Origin of the sequence: Bradyrhizobium sp. CCBAU 11361, from assembly GCF_028128935.1 — a bacterium.
Classification (GTDB): domain Bacteria; phylum Pseudomonadota; class Alphaproteobacteria; order Rhizobiales; family Xanthobacteraceae; genus Bradyrhizobium; species Bradyrhizobium niftali.
In genome coordinates, this window is the sequence record NZ_LBJZ01000166.1 from 21,055 (window position 1) to 37,168 (window position 16,114).

The 16,114-nt window shown below is 64.0% G+C and carries 14 protein-coding genes, 2 tRNA genes and 1 pseudogene; 10 read left to right on the plus strand and 7 right to left on the minus strand.

Annotation, left to right across the window (positions count from 1 at the left end; translation table 11 throughout):
• Positions 1-628: 628 nt before the first annotated feature.
• Positions 629-1,711, plus strand: a complete 1,083-nt coding sequence (locus XI08_RS16750; RefSeq protein WP_271575238.1) for a DUF2778 domain-containing protein — start codon at positions 629-631, stop codon at positions 1,709-1,711.
• Positions 1,712-1,738: 27 nt separating this feature from the next.
• On the opposite strand, the gene XI08_RS16755 is transcribed toward XI08_RS16750, so the two are convergent.
• The 3 genes from XI08_RS16755 to XI08_RS16765 form a co-directional block, all read right to left on the minus strand.
• On the minus strand, positions 1,739-3,082 hold the full coding sequence (locus XI08_RS16755; RefSeq protein ID WP_271575239.1) for a caspase family protein: 1,344 nt from the start codon (positions 3,080-3,082) through the stop codon (positions 1,739-1,741).
• A gap of 110 nt (positions 3,083-3,192) precedes the next feature.
• On the minus strand, positions 3,193-3,831 hold the full coding sequence (locus XI08_RS16760; RefSeq protein ID WP_271575240.1) for a glutathione binding-like protein: 639 nt from the start codon (positions 3,829-3,831) through the stop codon (positions 3,193-3,195).
• A 12-nt stretch (positions 3,832-3,843) separates the two neighbouring features.
• Entirely contained in the window at positions 3,844-4,437 is a 594-nt protein-coding gene (locus XI08_RS16765; RefSeq protein ID WP_271575241.1) for a cysteine hydrolase family protein, read from the minus strand.
• Positions 4,438-4,565: 128 nt separating this feature from the next.
• Between XI08_RS16765 and XI08_RS16770 the strand changes: the two genes are divergently transcribed.
• The 7 genes and pseudogenes from XI08_RS16770 to XI08_RS16800 all read left to right on the plus strand — a co-directional run bounded on the left by XI08_RS16770 (position 4,566) and on the right by XI08_RS16800 (position 8,930).
• The gene (locus XI08_RS16770; protein WP_271575242.1) at positions 4,566-5,399 is read left to right on the plus strand and encodes a LysR family transcriptional regulator; all 834 of its coding nucleotides are present in this window, start codon (positions 4,566-4,568) and stop codon (positions 5,397-5,399) included.
• A gap of 141 nt (positions 5,400-5,540) precedes the next feature.
• Positions 5,541-5,828: a GIY-YIG nuclease family protein gene (locus tag XI08_RS16775; RefSeq protein WP_271575243.1), complete on the plus strand. Its 288-nt coding sequence runs from the start codon at positions 5,541-5,543 to the stop codon at positions 5,826-5,828.
• Positions 5,829-6,028: 200 nt separating this feature from the next.
• Positions 6,029-6,096 (plus strand) — tRNA-Ala (locus XI08_RS16780).
• A gap of 4 nt (positions 6,097-6,100) precedes the next feature.
• Positions 6,101-6,166: transfer RNA gene (locus tag XI08_RS16785), tRNA-Asn, on the plus strand.
• Between the two features lie 335 nt (positions 6,167-6,501).
• On the plus strand, positions 6,502-7,665 hold the full coding sequence (locus XI08_RS16790; RefSeq protein ID WP_271575244.1) for a slipin family protein: 1,164 nt from the start codon (positions 6,502-6,504) through the stop codon (positions 7,663-7,665).
• Between the two features lie 163 nt (positions 7,666-7,828).
• A complete protein-coding gene (gene lepB / locus XI08_RS16795) occupies positions 7,829-8,575 on the plus strand; it encodes a signal peptidase I (RefSeq protein ID WP_271575245.1) in 747 nt (248 codons plus the stop codon).
• Between the two features lie 75 nt (positions 8,576-8,650).
• Positions 8,651-8,930, plus strand: a pseudogene (locus tag XI08_RS16800) (GIY-YIG nuclease family protein).
• Positions 8,931-9,058: 128 nt separating this feature from the next.
• On the opposite strand, the gene groL reads toward XI08_RS16800, so the two are convergent.
• Positions 9,059-10,699, minus strand: a complete 1,641-nt coding sequence (groL, locus tag XI08_RS16805) for a chaperonin GroEL (protein ID WP_135174232.1) — start codon at positions 10,697-10,699, stop codon at positions 9,059-9,061.
• 44 nt (positions 10,700-10,743) lie between these two features.
• The gene (locus tag XI08_RS16810; protein WP_011088371.1) at positions 10,744-11,058 is read right to left on the minus strand and encodes a co-chaperone GroES; all 315 of its coding nucleotides are present in this window, start codon (positions 11,056-11,058) and stop codon (positions 10,744-10,746) included.
• Positions 11,059-11,436: 378 nt separating this feature from the next.
• Between XI08_RS16810 and XI08_RS16815 the strand changes: the two genes are divergently transcribed.
• Positions 11,437-11,724, plus strand: coding sequence for an usg protein (locus XI08_RS16815; protein ID WP_011088370.1), 288 nt, complete (start codon positions 11,437-11,439; stop codon positions 11,722-11,724).
• 8 nt (positions 11,725-11,732) lie between these two features.
• On the opposite strand, the gene XI08_RS16820 is transcribed toward XI08_RS16815, so the two are convergent.
• A complete protein-coding gene (locus XI08_RS16820; RefSeq protein WP_333927539.1) occupies positions 11,733-13,859 on the minus strand; it encodes an O-linked N-acetylglucosamine transferase, SPINDLY family protein in 2,127 nt (708 codons plus the stop codon).
• Positions 13,860-14,075: 216 nt separating this feature from the next.
• Between XI08_RS16820 and XI08_RS16825 the strand changes: the two genes are divergently transcribed.
• Positions 14,076-14,603: a cupin domain-containing protein gene (locus tag XI08_RS16825; RefSeq protein ID WP_271575247.1), complete on the plus strand. Its 528-nt coding sequence runs from the start codon at positions 14,076-14,078 to the stop codon at positions 14,601-14,603.
• A 149-nt stretch (positions 14,604-14,752) separates the two neighbouring features.
• On the opposite strand, the gene XI08_RS16830 is transcribed toward XI08_RS16825, so the two are convergent.
• Complete coding sequence (locus XI08_RS16830; protein ID WP_271575248.1) at positions 14,753-16,003, minus strand: NupC/NupG family nucleoside CNT transporter; 1,251 nt, start codon at positions 16,001-16,003, stop codon at positions 14,753-14,755.
• Positions 16,004-16,114 lie beyond the last annotated feature (111 nt).

The window sequence follows — 16,114 nt, forward strand, 5'->3', positions numbered from 1 at the left end:
CGCAGAGGCTGCTGAAAAGTGCCGCTTCTCGCAGGTATTTAGTTGCCGCGGCCTTTTCCAGACCGGCGCGATCAACTTTCAGTCAGGGAGCCGTGCTGCGTGAGCGCTTGGTGCCATGTGTGATGTGTGATGTGCGTGAGCGTTGCCGTCATGTCGCTGACGTCGGTGCGCCGAAAGACGGAGGGGACGCCCGCGCGCGCCAGCCTCGCGCAATGCTTCGCCGCTATGGTCCGGCGGTATTGAAGACCACGAAAATGACTTGGTTGGATGCGCCTACAGAGGCCGTCGAAGACGTCCGCTGAGCTCACCGATCAGGCCGAGAATTATAGTTAACAGACGCGGCTAAGTCCGTAGTTCTGCGGACTTTTTTCTCGAAATGGGACAGCGCTAACGCGGTGCCTCATATCTGCCCGAACTTAATCTGCATTTAACTAAAAGTCGCCTTAATGACGCTCCGACCGCCTGCGAGATGCTGTTCCCGGATCGTGACCAGCGGCACTTCGAAGGGGGACTGAGTGACACCGTCCTGGACGCAAGGCGAATGAGTACGAGTATCGCTGCGCAGAGTAACGCGGCACGGAAGTCCAAAAATCCTGGCAAGAATTCACATCGGAAGCCTTCCCGGAAAATGACCACCCAAAACGTGCTTGGCGCCGCCTTGATCGGCTGCGTCGTGCTTGGCGCCGGCTGGACCGTCTACAGCAACATCTTCGCCGCCAGCGTCTATCCGACCGTCGGCAGCAACGGTTACGACGAGCCCGTGGTCAAGCGCGCGCCCAAGGTCGCGCTGCGCGAGGCGGGCGACGCCATCAAGGAAGCCTTTGCGCTCCTGCCGGACCGTTTGCAGGTCGCAGCCCCCATCTCGCGCGAGATGTTCAACGAACGCTTTGCCGCGGCTGCGACGCAAGGCGTGGAATCCAATGCGGCGAGTGCCGTGGCTCAGGCGCCCGCAACCAAGGTTGCCGAGGCCCCGAAGCAGAGCGTAATCGCGAAGGTCGCGGAAGCGCTGAAGCCGGCGGCCCCGGCCAGGGTTGCCGACAAGACCGCGGACAAGGCCAAGCGCGCTCCGGATGCGCAGATGCAACTGGCTTCGGCCGATCCGGCCGAGATCGTGCCGGCGCCCGAAGCGAAGCCAAAATCATTCGCCGACCGCGCCAAGGCCGCGGTGATGTCGATCACCGGGCCGCGCCAGTCGATGGTCGAAAAGCTCTGGGGCAAGCGCGAGCCCTCCGGCGGACTGCTGGCCTATGCCTCGGCCGATGCCAGTGTGACCGCGTCGATCGCGCCGAGGGAGCAGAACCCCATGCTCGGCGGTTCGGCGCCCTATGAGCGCGACACCGCGGTTTACGACATCACCGCCAAGACGGTTTATCTACCCGACGGCACCAAGCTCGAGGCGCATTCCGGCCTCGGCTCCAATCTCGACGATCCCCGTTCCTCGCGCGTCCGCATGCGCGGCGTGACGCCGCCGCACATCTACACGCTGAAGCCGCGCGAGGCGCTGTTCCACGGCGTGCCGGCGCTGCGCCTGACCCCGATCGGCGGCGAGAGCGCGATCTACGGCCGCGACGGCCTGCTCGCACACACCTTCATGCTCGGGCCGAACGGTGACTCCAACGGCTGCGTGTCGTTCAAGGACTACTACGCGTTCCTCGACGCCTACCGCAACAAGGGCATCCGCAAGCTCGCGGTGCTGGCGCGGGTGGATTGAGGCGCTCCCGGGCGCCGTTCCGGAGCTCTATCGCTTCACGAAGGTGAAAGTGCAGGGACGAAGCTCGTTGCGCTTGCCGCTGCCGCGGGTGCGCTCGAATTGCGCGTCGATCGTGTACGCATAGGGCGAGCCGGGCGGAGCATTGTTGACCGTATAGGTGCTCTGGCCTGTCAGGCCCCGGGCACTCAGCGTGGTCTTACCGTCGGGTGGTATCTGGCCGTCGATCAGAAGCGTGTTGGTCGTTCGCTGGTCCGGATCTTCGGCGTGTAACGCGCCGTTCGTGACGGTGGCTGACAGGGCTCTCGTGTAGCCCTGTGCCTTGCCGGAAGAGGTGCAGCTCACGGTGACGTCCCACTTGCCGTCAAAGTTCTTGGTCTCGCCGGCTGCCGGCGCCAGCGCCGTCTTCTGTTTCAGGCCTTCAATTCGCGCCCTGGCGAGGGTGGCGAAGATGCAATTGGGAAATCGGGCGAGATGGTCTTCGTAGGCACCCAGCGTGCCGATGCCATCCGCAGCCTTCCAATGGGCCTCTGCGGCCGCGCAGGGATCAGGCCGCGGCGCGGCTTGCGGGGCCGCTGGCGCGACCGTGACCGACACCGGCCCGTTCAGGTAGAACTTGCCGATGATCGAGAGCGACAGCTCCGGCAGCTGGGTCTTGCCGCTGCTGTCATAGACGTCGCTGCTGATGTCGCGAAAGACGTCGCCGATCTCCTGCGGCTCCTCGATGTGCTTCAGGAACGCCGTCGTGTAGGGGCTGTTGCGACCGGTGCCGTCGGCGGCGACCTGCCCTGATTGCGTCGAGAACGACACGATCGTGCCGCGCGGCGCTTCGACCTTCGACAGCCCGCGTCCGATCGAGGCGGCGCGTGTCATGCCGGCGGAGCGCTTCAGGCTTTCCGCCAGCGGATTGTCGCGGCAGGAATCGAGCACGAGGATGCGCAGGTTCTTGGCCTGCTGCAAATCGTTCACGATGTCGTCGACCCGCACGAAGCGCTTGAGGTCGGCTTCATCGGTCAGCACGGCATCGACGGGCATCAGATAGTTCACGCCGTTGTACTGCATCGCATGGCCGCTGTAGTAGAACATGGCGACGTCGGCCCGGCTCGCGGCGCGCGCGAAGCGGATGGTCAGGTCCTGCATGTCGGCCTGGCGCAGGTCGATGCCCTGAAGCACCTCGAAACCGCTGCGCTTGAGCGAGTTTGCTACGTCTTCGGCATCGTGCGACGGGTTGGGAAGCTGCGCCGTCGAGGCATAGGCGCCGTTGCCGATCACCAGCGCCACCCGCGTCTCCGCCGATGCGGGACCCAGGCACAGCCAGCATGCGAGGAAAAGCAGGCAGAGTTCGGCCAGGCAAAATCTGGAAAGAGCACGCATGAATGCCTTCCAAGGAAATATTGAAAAATATCCCTCCAGATTAGCGCATGCCGCGCGGGCATCAATGCCCTCGCTGTGGAACCGTCAGATTGGTCGTCCGTGACATCCTGTCACGCCGGGCTCGCCGCCACGGTCTTGCGCAGCGCCATCTCGGTTGCGATCGCCTCCCTCACGGCGGGCCGCGCCTGCATGCGTTCGAGATAGGCCGACAGGGATGGCCATTGCGCGATGTCGACCCCTGCGGGACGCAGCAGCAGCAAGGCCCAGGTGAGGTGGGCATCCGCGACGGTGAAGCTGTGACCGACGAGGAATTCGCGGCCCGCAAGGTGCGCTGATGGTACCGACAATGTCTGCGTGATGCGGGCACGCGGCTTGGCGAGCGAGCCGTCGTCCTTGTACCAGAAGGTCGGAAACAGGAACGCCTTGTGGATCTCGGTGCCGATGAAGCTCAGCCATTCCTGGAGGCGATAGCGATCGGGATCGCCGAACCGCGGCGCGAGCCCCGTCTCCGGCTTCAGATCGGCGATGTATTGCAGCACCGCCGCGCACTCGGTCAGCCGTTCGCCGTTCTCCAGCACCAGGACCGGCACCGCGCCCTTCGGCGAGGCGCCGCGGAAATCGCTGCCGTCGTCCACGACCTGCTTCGTCAAGAGATGCACCTGATGATAGCGCGCATCGAGGCCGGCTTCCATCAGCGCGATGCGGCTCGCAAGCGAGCAGGCCATCGGCGAGAAATAGAGTTGCAGCATCGCGTTGCTCCGCTATTTCAGCGCATCGCCGCGCGCGATGATCGCGAAGCGGTCGGATAGCTCGGCGAGTGCAACCTCGTGGATGGTCCGGGCGTTCAGCGTGCCGCCGCGGCCGTCGGGCAGGTCGCGCGTGGCGCAGGAATCGGCGTCGATGGTCGTGCGAAAGCCGAGGTCGAGCGCGGCACGGGCGGTGGAGCTGACGCACATATGCGTCATGAAGCCGGCCAGCACGATGTTCTTCCTGTCGGTTGCGGCAAGGCGCGCCTGCAAATCAGTGCCGGCAAACGCATTCGGCAACTCCTTCTCGATCACCAGCTCGCCGGCACGGGGGCTCAGTTCGGCGACGATGGCGCCGCGCTCAGCGCCGCGATCGAACAGGCTGCCGGCCTTGCCGCGATGGGCGATATGGATGATCGCGGCTCCGCTCTCGCGTGCCCGTGCCAGGAGCGCAGCCGCCCGCGCGATCGCAGGTCCCGCGTCGGGCAAAGCGAGAGGACCTGCGAGATATTCGTTCTGGATATCGATCAGCACCAGCGCGGCGTCGCCAAGACGCGGCGGGTTGAGATCGGCACCGGCGAGCTGCAGCAGGGTCTTTGCGGTCGTCATGGTTTTGGAAATCTCCGGAGCAAAAGGCTCTGCGAACATAGCCCCGGGAATGCCTGCCGATATGCAGGGATATTGCAGCGGGTGGCTGCAATATTGCAGGCTGCGCCCGGCCGGTATAACCTCGCACGATGAACTGGGACGATCTGCGCATCATCGCTGCCGTCAGGGACGAGGGCACCTACGCCGGTGCCAGCGCGCGGCTGCGCATCGACGAGACGACGGTCGGGCGCAGGCTGTCGCGCATCGAACGTGCGCTCGGTTTGCGTCTGTTCGAGGCCGCCGACGGCGTCCGCAGGCCGACGCGGAGTTGCGAGGCGGTGCTGGCGCATGTCGAGGCGATGGCCGCACATGCCGCCGAGATCGGTCGCGTCGGCGAGAGCCTGGCAGGTCCGGTGGGGCGCCTGCGCATCGCCTCCACCAACACGGTCGCCGAGGAGGTGCTGTCGCCGCGCGCGAGCGACTTCCTGCGCGCCAATCCCGGCCTGACGCTGCAATTCCTCACCTCGAGCGAGAACGTCAAGTTCTCGCGCTGGGAGGCCGATCTCGCCATCCGGCTGCGCAAACCCGACAAGGGCGACTTCGCGATCTCCAGGCTCGGCGACGTCAAGCTCTATTATTTCGAGCCTGCTACGACCGAGGGCGAGCCGCTGCTGTGCGCCTATCCGGACGAACTCGGTGCCATTCCCGAGATGCAATTTCTGCGCACGAAGAAAGCTCGCGCGCGCTGCGTCACCGACAACGTTCGCGTCATCCGTAATCTGATCCGCGCGCATCAGGCCGCCGGCGTGTTGCCGGAGTATAGTTGCGCGGACTTGCTCGGCGATCGCCGCCTGCGTGCCACGCTGCTGCCGAAGCGGCGCGACGTCTGGCTGCTCGTGCAAAACCACCTCAAGCGCGACGCCGCAACGCGCGTGACGATCGACTGGGTGAGGGCGAGTTTCCAGGAGATGTCGCGCAGTTGACGTTAGGCGTCGATCTCGCGATGGCACATTTGGTTGCACATCGTTTGGTTGAACTAGTTTCCACTTGCCCCTAACATCTGGTCGTCATTCCGGGGCGGCGCGAAGCGCCGAGCCCGGAATCCATAACCACAGGCAGATGGAATGGCGTACTACGTCTACATCCTGGCAAGTAAGAAATACGGCACGCTGTACATTGGCGTAACGAGTGACCTTGTGCGACGCGTCCACGAGCACAAGACCAAGGTCGTCCCGGGATTCACTAAGCGATACGGGGTCGACAAGCTGGTTCTGTTTGAGATTTTCGATGACCCGGCAAATGCAATTGCCCGAGAGAAAGAGCTCAAGAAATGGCGGCGCGATTGGAAGACGCGATTGATCGATGAGCAAAATCCAAACTGGGATGATCTCTACAACGGTATCTCCAGTTAGAGCTGTGGTTATGGATTCCGGGCTCGCGGCTTCGCCGCGCCCCGGAATGACGAATAAAAAATCTTGCGTCACCCCCTTGCACCCCGAACGTGCTTCGTCTATTAGCCCGCTCCTTCGCTAGGCCATGGGTTCGGGCTCGTTGAGATCCCGACTGGCGCGATCCGGTTTCCGGTCTCGTGTTCCGCCGAACGAAGAAAACCGCAGGACGTAGCTCATGGAGAGCGTCGGGTTGCACCCGAAGGCATCGGTTCGATTCCGGTCTCTTGCACAAGGGATAGCTCAGTTAGGTAGAGCAGATGACTGTTAATCATCCTGTCGCGGGTTCGAATCCCGCTCCAGCGCTCCGTTTCAGCCTGAAAAGCTGATACCTCTGACGAGGACCGGACGCGCGCTTCAGTCGCAGTCCGGCCGTTTTGCCGAAAGGCTTTCCGTCCGAACCTAGACACTGTGAGACCGGCTTTGCGCCGCGGGTAGATACCGCTTGCGCTGATGCCGGGTGGCTCCGCATGACCGCTCGACACGCGTCGAGCGATCGCGCGCGTGCGCCCGTCGTCATGCAAGCTCAAGCCCCGGCCCGCCGATTTCCCGGGAAGCGTCGTCCGCGTCCTCACGTCCTTTGCAAACGAAACCTGTTGTTCGGCATCCGGCCGGGCGCAAACGAAGGAGGCGTGTCATGACTTCTGAAAAGACCTGGCACTTGCTGATGCTGAACGTGACGGTGAAGGATGGCGAGCGTGCGTTGCTCGGGCGCAACGGGCAGCTCGTGCGCGTGCTCGCGCCCGGCAAGCATCGCCTGTTCGATCCCCTGCACGAGCTGAAGGCCGAGGTGCTCGACGTGGTCCGCAGCGAATTCCCTGCGGATCGCTACGCGGTGCTGAAGGCCGCGCGGCCCGATCTTGCCGCCGAGCTGTTCGAGGCGGTCGAGACCAAGGCGGACGAGATCGCCATCGTCAGCCTCGACGGCCGGCCCGTGCATCTGATGACGCCCTGGCAGGTGCGCGTCTACTGGAAGGTCGCGACCCGCATCGATGTCGAGCGCATCGATGTGTCCGCTGATCCCCGTGTCGGCGCGCGCCACCTGACCATGATCGAGCGCAACCGCTCGACCGTCGTGATGGAAGCGGTGGTCGAGAACCACGAGGCGGGCCTGCTCTATGTCGAGGGTCGGCTCGTGGAGCGGCTTGCGCCCGGCCGGCACGCCTTCTGGACCGTCGGCCGCAAGATCGAGGTGAAGCGCCTCGACCTGCGGCCCCAGGCGGTCGAGATCACCGCGCAGGAGATGCTGACCAAGGACCGCATCGCGCTGCGGGTGACGCTGACGGCGTTCCGCCGGATCGTCGATCCCGAGCGCACGGTTGCGACCGTGCCGGACGTGGATGCGTGGCTGTACCGCCTGGTGCAGTTCGCGATCCGCGAGGCGATTGCGGGCCGGACGCTGGACGAGGTGCTGTCTGCAAAGGCGGCGCTGGATGCGGAGCTGCGCGACTATGTGCGCGCACGCCTCGCGGAGTCCGGCGTCGAGGTGACCGATCTCGGCGTCAAGGACGTGATCCTGCCCGGCGAGATCCGGGAGCTGGTGAACAAGGTGGTGGAGGCGGAGCGGGTTGCGAAGGCGAACCTGATCCGTCGGCAGGAGGAGACCGCGGCGACGCGTTCGCTCCTGAACACCGCCCGCCTGATGGAGGAGAACCCCCTGCTGCTGCGGCTCAAGGAGCTGGAGTCGCTGGAGCGGCTGGTCGAGAAGGTCGGCCGCATCGACCTCCACGCCGGCAACGGCGAGGGCCTCGATGCTCTCCTGACCCGGCTCGTGCGCCTCAAGGCGCCCGAGAGCGCGTGAAGCAGAAGGGCCGCCCACGGGCGGCCCTTCATATCTCCGTTGTCCTCGCTTGCGGTGAACGCGCAAGCGGGCCGGTGCGACCAAAATCCTGCGAGGGGATTGCGCGCCCGCAACGGTTGCGTAATCTCGCGATGACGATCACGGTCTTGATCAGGGCAGGCCCATGACCACTCTTGAGCAAACGATCCGCCCCTCGGCGCAATCGCGGGAATGGAAGGCGATCGTCATCCTGATCCTGCTGGTCCCGGTGCTGTGGTCGCCGCCGTTCCTGTTTCGCTTCTTCCTGTACCAGCCGTTCAACATCCCCTCCAATTCGATGGCGCCGACGCTGTTGGTGGGCGATTACGTCTTTGCCGCGAAATCGGCCTACGGCTACGACCGCTATTCGTTTCCTTTCGCGCCGTCCTGGATCTCGGGCCGTTTCCATGCCGCCGATCCCGACTACGGCGACGTCGTCGTGTTTCGCACGGCGAAGGACGCCTCGGTGGACTACGTCAAGCGTGTGGTGGCGCTGCCGGGCGATCGGGTCCAGATGCGCGACGGCCGGCTCGTCCTCAACGACAGGCCGGTGACCCGCGTTGCGCTTGCGAGCGTGCCTGGCGCCTCCACCTGCGGGCTCGAGCCCGGCGCGAAGGTCAAGCGCTGGCGCGAGACGCTGCCGAACGGCGCGAGCTATCTGACCTACGATTGCGTCGACAACGGCTACCTCGACAACACCAGCGTCTACACGGTGCCGTCAGGCCATTTCTTTGCGCTCGGCGACAACCGCGACAACTCCACCGACAGCCGCATGATGTCGGTGATGGGCTTTGTCCCGATGGACCATCTCGTCGGCCGGGTGACGCGGATCTTCTGGTCGCTCGACGAAGACGGCCGGTTGCGAGGCGAGCGGATGGGGAAGGTGTGGTGAGGCCCGACTGTCTCACCTCGTCATTCCGGGGCGCGCGAAGCGCGAGCCCGGAATCCATAACCCCAGGCGGATGGAATGGCCTATTACGTCTACATCCTCGCAAGCAGGAAGCACGGCACGCTCTATATTGGCGTGACCGATGACCTTGTGCGCCTAGCACAGGACCAAAGCCGTCCCCGGCTTCACGACGAAGTACGGCGTCGACAAGCTCGTCTTGTTCGAGATCTACGACGACCCCGCGAGCGCCATCGCACGCGAGAAGGAGCTCAAGAAGTGGCGACGGGATTGGAAGGCGCGCCTGATCGAGGAGCAGAACCCGAACTGGGATGATCTCTATTCGGGGATAGCCAACTAAGGTTCGTGGTTATGGATTCCGGGCTCGCGCTTCGCGCGCCCCGGAATGACGAGGTGGAGAGAGTTGCGCCACAAACAAAAACCCCGGCATCGCTGCCGGGGTTTCGTAGTCCTTGAGGTGGTTGGACCTTAGAAGTCCATGCCGCCCATGCCGCCGCCCGGAGGCATCGCGGGGCCGGCGCCGCCCTTCTTGGGCAGCTCGGCGACCATGGCTTCCGTGGTGATCAGCAGAGCCGCAACCGAGGCTGCGTTCTGGATCGCGGTGCGGACCACCTTGGTCGGGTCAATGATGCCCTTCTTGACGAGGTCGCCGTATTCGCCGGTCTGGGAGTCGAAGCCGTAGGCGTACGACTTGTTTTCCAGCACCTTGCCGACGATCACCGAGCCGTCTTCACCGGCGTTGATCGCGATCTGGCGAGCGGGAGCCGACAGCGCCTTGCGCACGATCTCGACGCCGGTCTTCTGGTCGTCGTTCTTGGTGCGCAGGCCCTTGAGCTGCTCGGAGGCACGGAGCAGGGCGACGCCGCCGCCCGGGACGATGCCTTCTTCCACGGCCGCGCGGGTCGCATGCATCGCGTCATCAACGCGATCCTTGCGCTCCTTCACCTCGACCTCGGTCGCGCCGCCGACGCGGATCACCGCGACGCCGCCAGCGAGCTTGGCGAGACGCTCCTGGAGCTTCTCACGGTCGTAGTCCGAGGTGGTCTCCTCGATCTGCGCCTTGATCTGGGACACGCGCGCCTCGATGTCGGCCTTCTTGCCGGCGCCGTTGACGATCGTGGTGTTCTCCTTGTCGATCATCACCTTCTTGGCGCGACCGAGCATGTTGAGCGTGACGTTCTCGAGCTTGATGCCGAGGTCTTCCGAGATCGCCTGGCCGCCGGTCAGGATCGCGATGTCCTGCAGCATGGCCTTGCGGCGATCGCCGAAGCCCGGAGCCTTGACGGCCGCGACCTTCAGGCCGCCACGGAGGCGGTTCACGACCAGGGTGGCGAGGGCTTCGCCTTCGACGTCCTCGGCGACGATGACCAGCGGCTTGCCGGTCTGCACCACGGCCTCGAGCAGCGGCAGCAGCTCGTTCAGCGAGGAGAGCTTCTTCTCGTTGATGAGGATGTAGGCATCGTCCATCTCAACGCGCATCTTGTCGGCGTTGGTGACGAAGTAGGGCGAGATGTAGCCGCGGTCGAACTGCATGCCCTCGACGACGTCGAGCTCGGTCTCGAGCGACTTGGCTTCCTCGACGGTGATGACACCCTCGTTGCCGACCTTCTTCATGGCGTCGGAGAGGAACTTGCCGATCTCCTGGTCGCCGTTGGCCGAGATGGTGCCGACCTGGGCGATCTCTTCGTTCGAGGTGACCTTCTTGGAGTTCTTGACGAGGTCCGCAACGACGGCTTCGACCGCGAGGTCGATACCGCGCTTGAGGTCCATCGGGTTCATGCCGGCGGCAACCGACTTGGCGCCTTCACGCACGATGGCCTGGGCGAGCACGGTGGCGGTGGTGGTGCCGTCGCCGGCCGCGTCAGCGGACTTGGAAGCGACTTCGCGCACCATCTGGGCGCCCATGTTCTCGAACTTGTCCTCGAGCTCGATCTCCTTGGCGACGGTGACGCCGTCCTTGGTGATGCGGGGAGCGCCGAACGACTTGTCGAGCACGACGTTGCGGCCCTTCGGACCGAGCGTGACCTTCACCGCGTTGGCGAGAATGTCGACGCCGCGCAGCATCTTGTCGCGCGCTTCAACCGAGAATTTGACTTCTTTAGCTGCCATCTGGATTTTTCCTTAGGTGTTTGGCTGGGGGCGAGAGGGGGCTCTTAGGCCGCCTTCTTCTTGGAAGCGGGGACGTCGAGGACGCCCATGATGTCGCTTTCCTTCATGATCAGCAGATCGACGCTGTCGATCTTGACCTCGGTGCCGGACCACTTGCCGAACAGCACGCGGTCGCCGACCTTCAGGTCGATCGGGATCAGCTTGCCGGCTTCGTCGCGGCCACCGGGGCCGACGGCGACGACTTCGCCCTGGGAGGGCTTTTCCTTGGCAGTGTCGGGAATGATGATGCCGCCAGCGGTCTTCTCTTCTGCGTCGATGCGCTTGACCACGACGCGGTCGTGAAGCGGACGGAATTTCATGCAGTCCTCCTAAGCAATTGCTCGGGTTGATGATTTCAGATTGTTAGCAGTCTGTGCCCGCGAGTGCTAGCACAGGCGAAGCTGAAATAGGACAGGAATTTTGCGGGGGCAAGGGCTTCTAGCAGAAAAATCGGCACTCGGAAGCGCGCTGTGCCAGAATCTCTTTTCCATCGTTAACCGTCAGCCGGACCGTATTAGCACGGAGCCGTCTCTGCTGCTAACGCATTGAATTTCAACAGCTTGTTAAACTTTTGGGCTTGAGATGGATTATCAGTTTGCGTCACATTTCTCTCATGTGAGCGCATCTCCACCGGGTGGCTCGTAAGCAGCGTACCGGATCAAGCCGCCCCTGAATGCGCTCCTGCAAAGGAGGTTGGCATGGTCTCGCGGGTTGGGGTGGTTTCCGACGACTTCCGGAAACAGGTGCTGGGTTACGGGCTGACGACGGCTGAAATTCTCTATCGGATGCCGGATCATCCCTCGCTGCTTCAGACCTATGTCTGGCAGAACTACGATCTCTTCCCGAAATTCCCGGCGCTGACCGACTTCCTGGCGTTCTGGCAGCAGAAGCTCGACGGTCCCCTCTATTCGGTCACCGTCGCGCATTCCAAGCTGATCAAGCCGGCCGAGCTACGTGCGGTCGACGGCGTGTTCAGGCTGCATTGACGCAGCGATCAGGCGTCGCTGCTGCAATAGCGCTTCCACATCGCGCGATAGGCCTCGTCCACCGCTTGCGCGTAGGCGACCGGGTTGCAGGCGGGCGCAGCCCTGACCTGTCCGGGCAGCTCGCGGCGCAATTTGTCGAGGTCGCCGACCTGCGCCGCGCGGCTCGCCGCGATGTCGACATATGCCTCCTCGCTGTCCGTAACCCAGTCCGGCAGGCCAAGCGCGGTGAGGATGGAGCCGCCGGCACGGCTGGGCAGACTGTTCCCGAGCTTCGCCACCACGGGCACGCCCATCTGCAAGGCTTCCAACGTGCTGACGCCGCCGTTCTGCGGGAACGGGTCGAGGGCAATATCGACGCGATGGAATGATCTCAGATGATCGATTCGCAAGGTGGTTCCGAGCAGATCGACGCGTTCGGCCGGCACTCCGCAAGTTGCAAGCCGTGCCAGCAGATTGTCGCGGACCAGTTGATCGTCCAGCGCAAGATCCTTGATCAGCAGCCGTGACCCCGGCACTCGCTCGAGAATCCTGGACCAGGCCTGCGCGGCCGCGTCCGAAATCTTGCTGATGCGGTTGAAGACACCGAATGTGACGAAGCCGTTCGAGGTCGCCGGCGTTGACGCCCGCGCAAGCTCGATCGGCAGCGGCTCCAGCGTGACAAAGCACGGCAGATCGACAACGGTTTCCGCAAACAGATGCCGAACCGCGGCAGGAATCGCGACCGGGTCCGAGAACAGATAATCGATCGTTGGCAGACCGGTGCCGGTACCGTGGCCCCAGCCATGCACCTGGATCGGCGCCGGCTTGAGCGCAAATACGCCAAGGCGGTTTCCTTTGGTATGGCCGGACAGATCGATCAGGATATCGACGCCATCGGCGCGGATCTGATCGGCGAGGCGTTCGTCGCTCCACTGCGAGGCGTCGCGCCAGCGATCGGCGATCTTATGAAATTCGTCGGTCGCCGCATCCGCTTTTGATGAACAAGAGTAGCACACAATCTCGAACTGTTCCCGGTCATGGTATTGCAGGACCGGCTTGAAGATGAACGCGGCCGAATGCGCGTTGAAGTCCGCCGAGACATAGCCAAGCACCAGAGGGCGATCCGGATCGCGGCTGTTGTCGTGCGATCTCGCCGCTTCCGAAGCGACTTTCGCGCCGATCTGATCCCACCATACTTGCCGCGCTTGCTGATGCTGCTCAACGCTGGCATCGCCCAAGAAATCAAGTGCGAAGATCTTGTTGGAGATTGCGCTCGCGAAGTCAGGCGTAATGGCAAGAGCCCTGTCGAAACTGGCCAGGGCTTCGTCGACTCGGCCAAGTCCGGTGAGACAAAGGCCCAGCACCAGGTGAGCTTGAGCGGACTCGGGATCGATCGCGAGGGCCTTCTCGCAATCGGGCAATGCTTCGGCCATTTGCTTCATCTGGAGCCAGACGCTGGCCCGCCAGAGCCACCCGTTCGCGTCGTCGGGTGCCAGGGCGACCGCCCGATTGCAATCCGCCATGGCTTCGTCAAATCGCAGCAGCTCCTGCAATGCGACGGCGCGGTTCGCCAGCGCTGAGGCATAGTCAGGCTTGATCGATAGCGCGCGGTTCAAGCTTGCGATGGCCTCGTCAAAATTGCGCAGACGGCAGAGCGCCCAACCCCGGCCGTTGTGGGCTTCGGCAAGGTTTCCGTCAATTGCGAGCGCCTTGTCGTAGCACGCGAGCGCTTCCTGAAGATCGAGGGTCACGCTTGCGTTACCGAGATTGGACAGGGCGAGGGCGTAGTTGGGGCGCAAGGCGAGGGCCCTTCGATGGCTCTCGCAGGCCTCGTCGTGACGTCGTAGCCCGTTCAGCGCGACGCCCAGGCTCATATGAGCTTCGGCAGATCGCGGATCCGCGGCAACCGCCCGGCTCAGCAGAATCTCAGCCTGCTGATAGCTCTTGGCGTCGGACTCCAGGACGCCGAGCATATGCAGCGCGATGAACTGGTTGGGCGCGAGTTGCAGGAGTTGGCGATAGGCCGCCTTGGCCTCGGGGAGAAGCCCTTTCTTTTGCAGCTGGAGGGCGTTCCCGAGCAATGGCAGCACGTCGGCCTCCTGCCGTTTCCGAAGCCGGGCATTTTGAAATGCACGCTGACCTACGCTGTTGCTCATGAATCAATTCCCCCAGAATCTCGCAGCGAGATTAAATCGCCGAGGGAACGAATACGAGACGACGGCCGTTCGCGACGACAGCTTCGGACAAGCTACGAACGACGCGTCGTCGCGTGACCAGCCCGAACCCGCGATTGCTGCCTCGTCCAGGACTGGATAGTCTGCCTTCGGGTTGTACCCGTCCGGCGGGCGCGGCTCAGATCAGGGAGGCAGACAATGGCCAGGCAAAAGGCATCAAGACCCGCAACCAAGGCAGCGGCGAAAAAGCGGAGCGGCACCAAGGCGGCGGCACGATCCTCGGCGCGCAAGACGGTGAAGGCAAAGGCGCGCACGACCGCTCCGAAGAAGCCCCTACGTCCCCGGCAGCGCGTCGCGATCAGCCATCACCGCGAGGAAGACTTCAAGGCCGATGGCCTGCGCGCTTATGCGAAATATCGCGATCTGGGCATTGCCGATGCGAGCCATGGGCTCGCGCAAGCGCATGTGATCCGGCTGCAGGGCCCCTGCAATCCCGCAGAAGTCTCAAAGCTTCACTTCCACGACGTCGAATTCCAGATGGTCTATGTCCTCAAGGGCTGGGTGAAGACCTACATGGAGGGGGAGGGCGAGACGCTGATGAAGCAAGGCAGCGCCTGGACCCAGCCGCCGAAGATCAAGCACATGATCCTGGATTATTCCGATGACGTCGAGCTGCTGGAGGTGATCCTGCCGGCGGAGTTCAAGACGGTGGAGCTGAAGGCGTAGATTGACGCGCAGTCGCGCGTTGTCGTTCTCCGCTGTCATTCCGGGGCGCGCCTCTTGGCGCGAGCCCGGAATCCATTTCACCCCGAGTGCTGCGGCCAGATGGATTCCGGGCTCGCGCTACGCGCGCCCCGGAATGACGGTGGAGAGACTTACGCCAACACCCCCACGATCGCCCCCATGAGGCACGTCGTCAGCGTCCCCGAGACGATCGACTTCAGCCCGAGCGCGTTGATCTCCTCGCGGCGCTCCGGCGCCATCACTCCCAAGCCGCCGATCATGATGCCGAGGCTGGCGAAGTTGGCGAAGCCGCACATCGCGTAGAGCATGATCAGGCGCGAGCGTGTGTCCAGCACATCCGGCGCGAGCTTCGACAGGTCGACATAGGCGATCAGTTCGTTGAGCACCGTTTTCGTGCCCATCAGGCTGCCGGCCGTCACCGCCTGATCCCAGGGCAATCCCATCAGCCAGCACACCGGCGCCATGACGAGGCCAAGCAGGCGCTGCAACGAGATCGCGGCGCCGGCGACATTCGGCAACAGGCCGAGGATGGCGTTGACGAGGTAGACCAGCGCCACCAGCACCAGCAGCATCGCGACGATGTTGATCAGCAGCTCAATCCCTGCGCTCGTGCCCTTCACGATCGCATCCATCGTGCCGGAGACCTCCATCTCGGGATCCTCCAGCGTGCCGCCGGTGCGCTTGTCTGATGTCTCCGGCACCATGATCAGGCTGACGAGGATCGCAGCCGGCGCGCCCAGCACCGAGGCGATGACGAAATGCGCCGCGGCGTCGGGGATGAGGGGAGCAAGGAGCGTCGCATAGAGCACCAGCACCGTGCCGGCGATGCCGGCCATGCCGCCGGTCATCACCAGGAACAATTCGCTGCGCGTCATCTGCGCCAGATAGGGCCGCACGAACAGCGGCGCCTCGACCATCCCGAGGAAGATGTTGGCCGCGGTCGAGAGCCCGACCGCGCCGCCGACGCCGAGCGTGCGCTCGAGGAGCCAGGCCATGCCGCGCACGATCGGCGGCAGCACCCGCCAATAGAACAGCAGCGTCGTCAGCACGCTCATGACCAGGACGATCGGCAGCGCCTGGAACGCCAGGATGAAGTCGGCGCCGGGCACCTTCAGGTCGAAGGGCAGGGGGCCGCCGCCGATATAGCCGAACACGAAGGAGGAGCCGGCGCGCGAGGCCGCGGAGATCGCGCCGACCGCGTCGTTGATGGCGCCGAAGGCATGGGCGACGACCGGCAGCTTCAGGAGCACGGCCGCGGTGACGAAGGTCACGACAAGGCCGATCGCCGCCTGGCGCAGCGAGACCGCGCGGCGATTCTCTGCCAACGCCCACGCGATCAGCAGCAATGCGAAAATGCCGAGTGCCGATTGCAGCCGCAGCATGATGTCCCCAAACCCTCCATGATTATGGCCGCGCGTGCGTTGCAAAGGCAATGCCGGAAGCGCACCGGAGCCGCCCGCTGTTGACAAGCCGGTCCGCGTCAGCCACGCGGG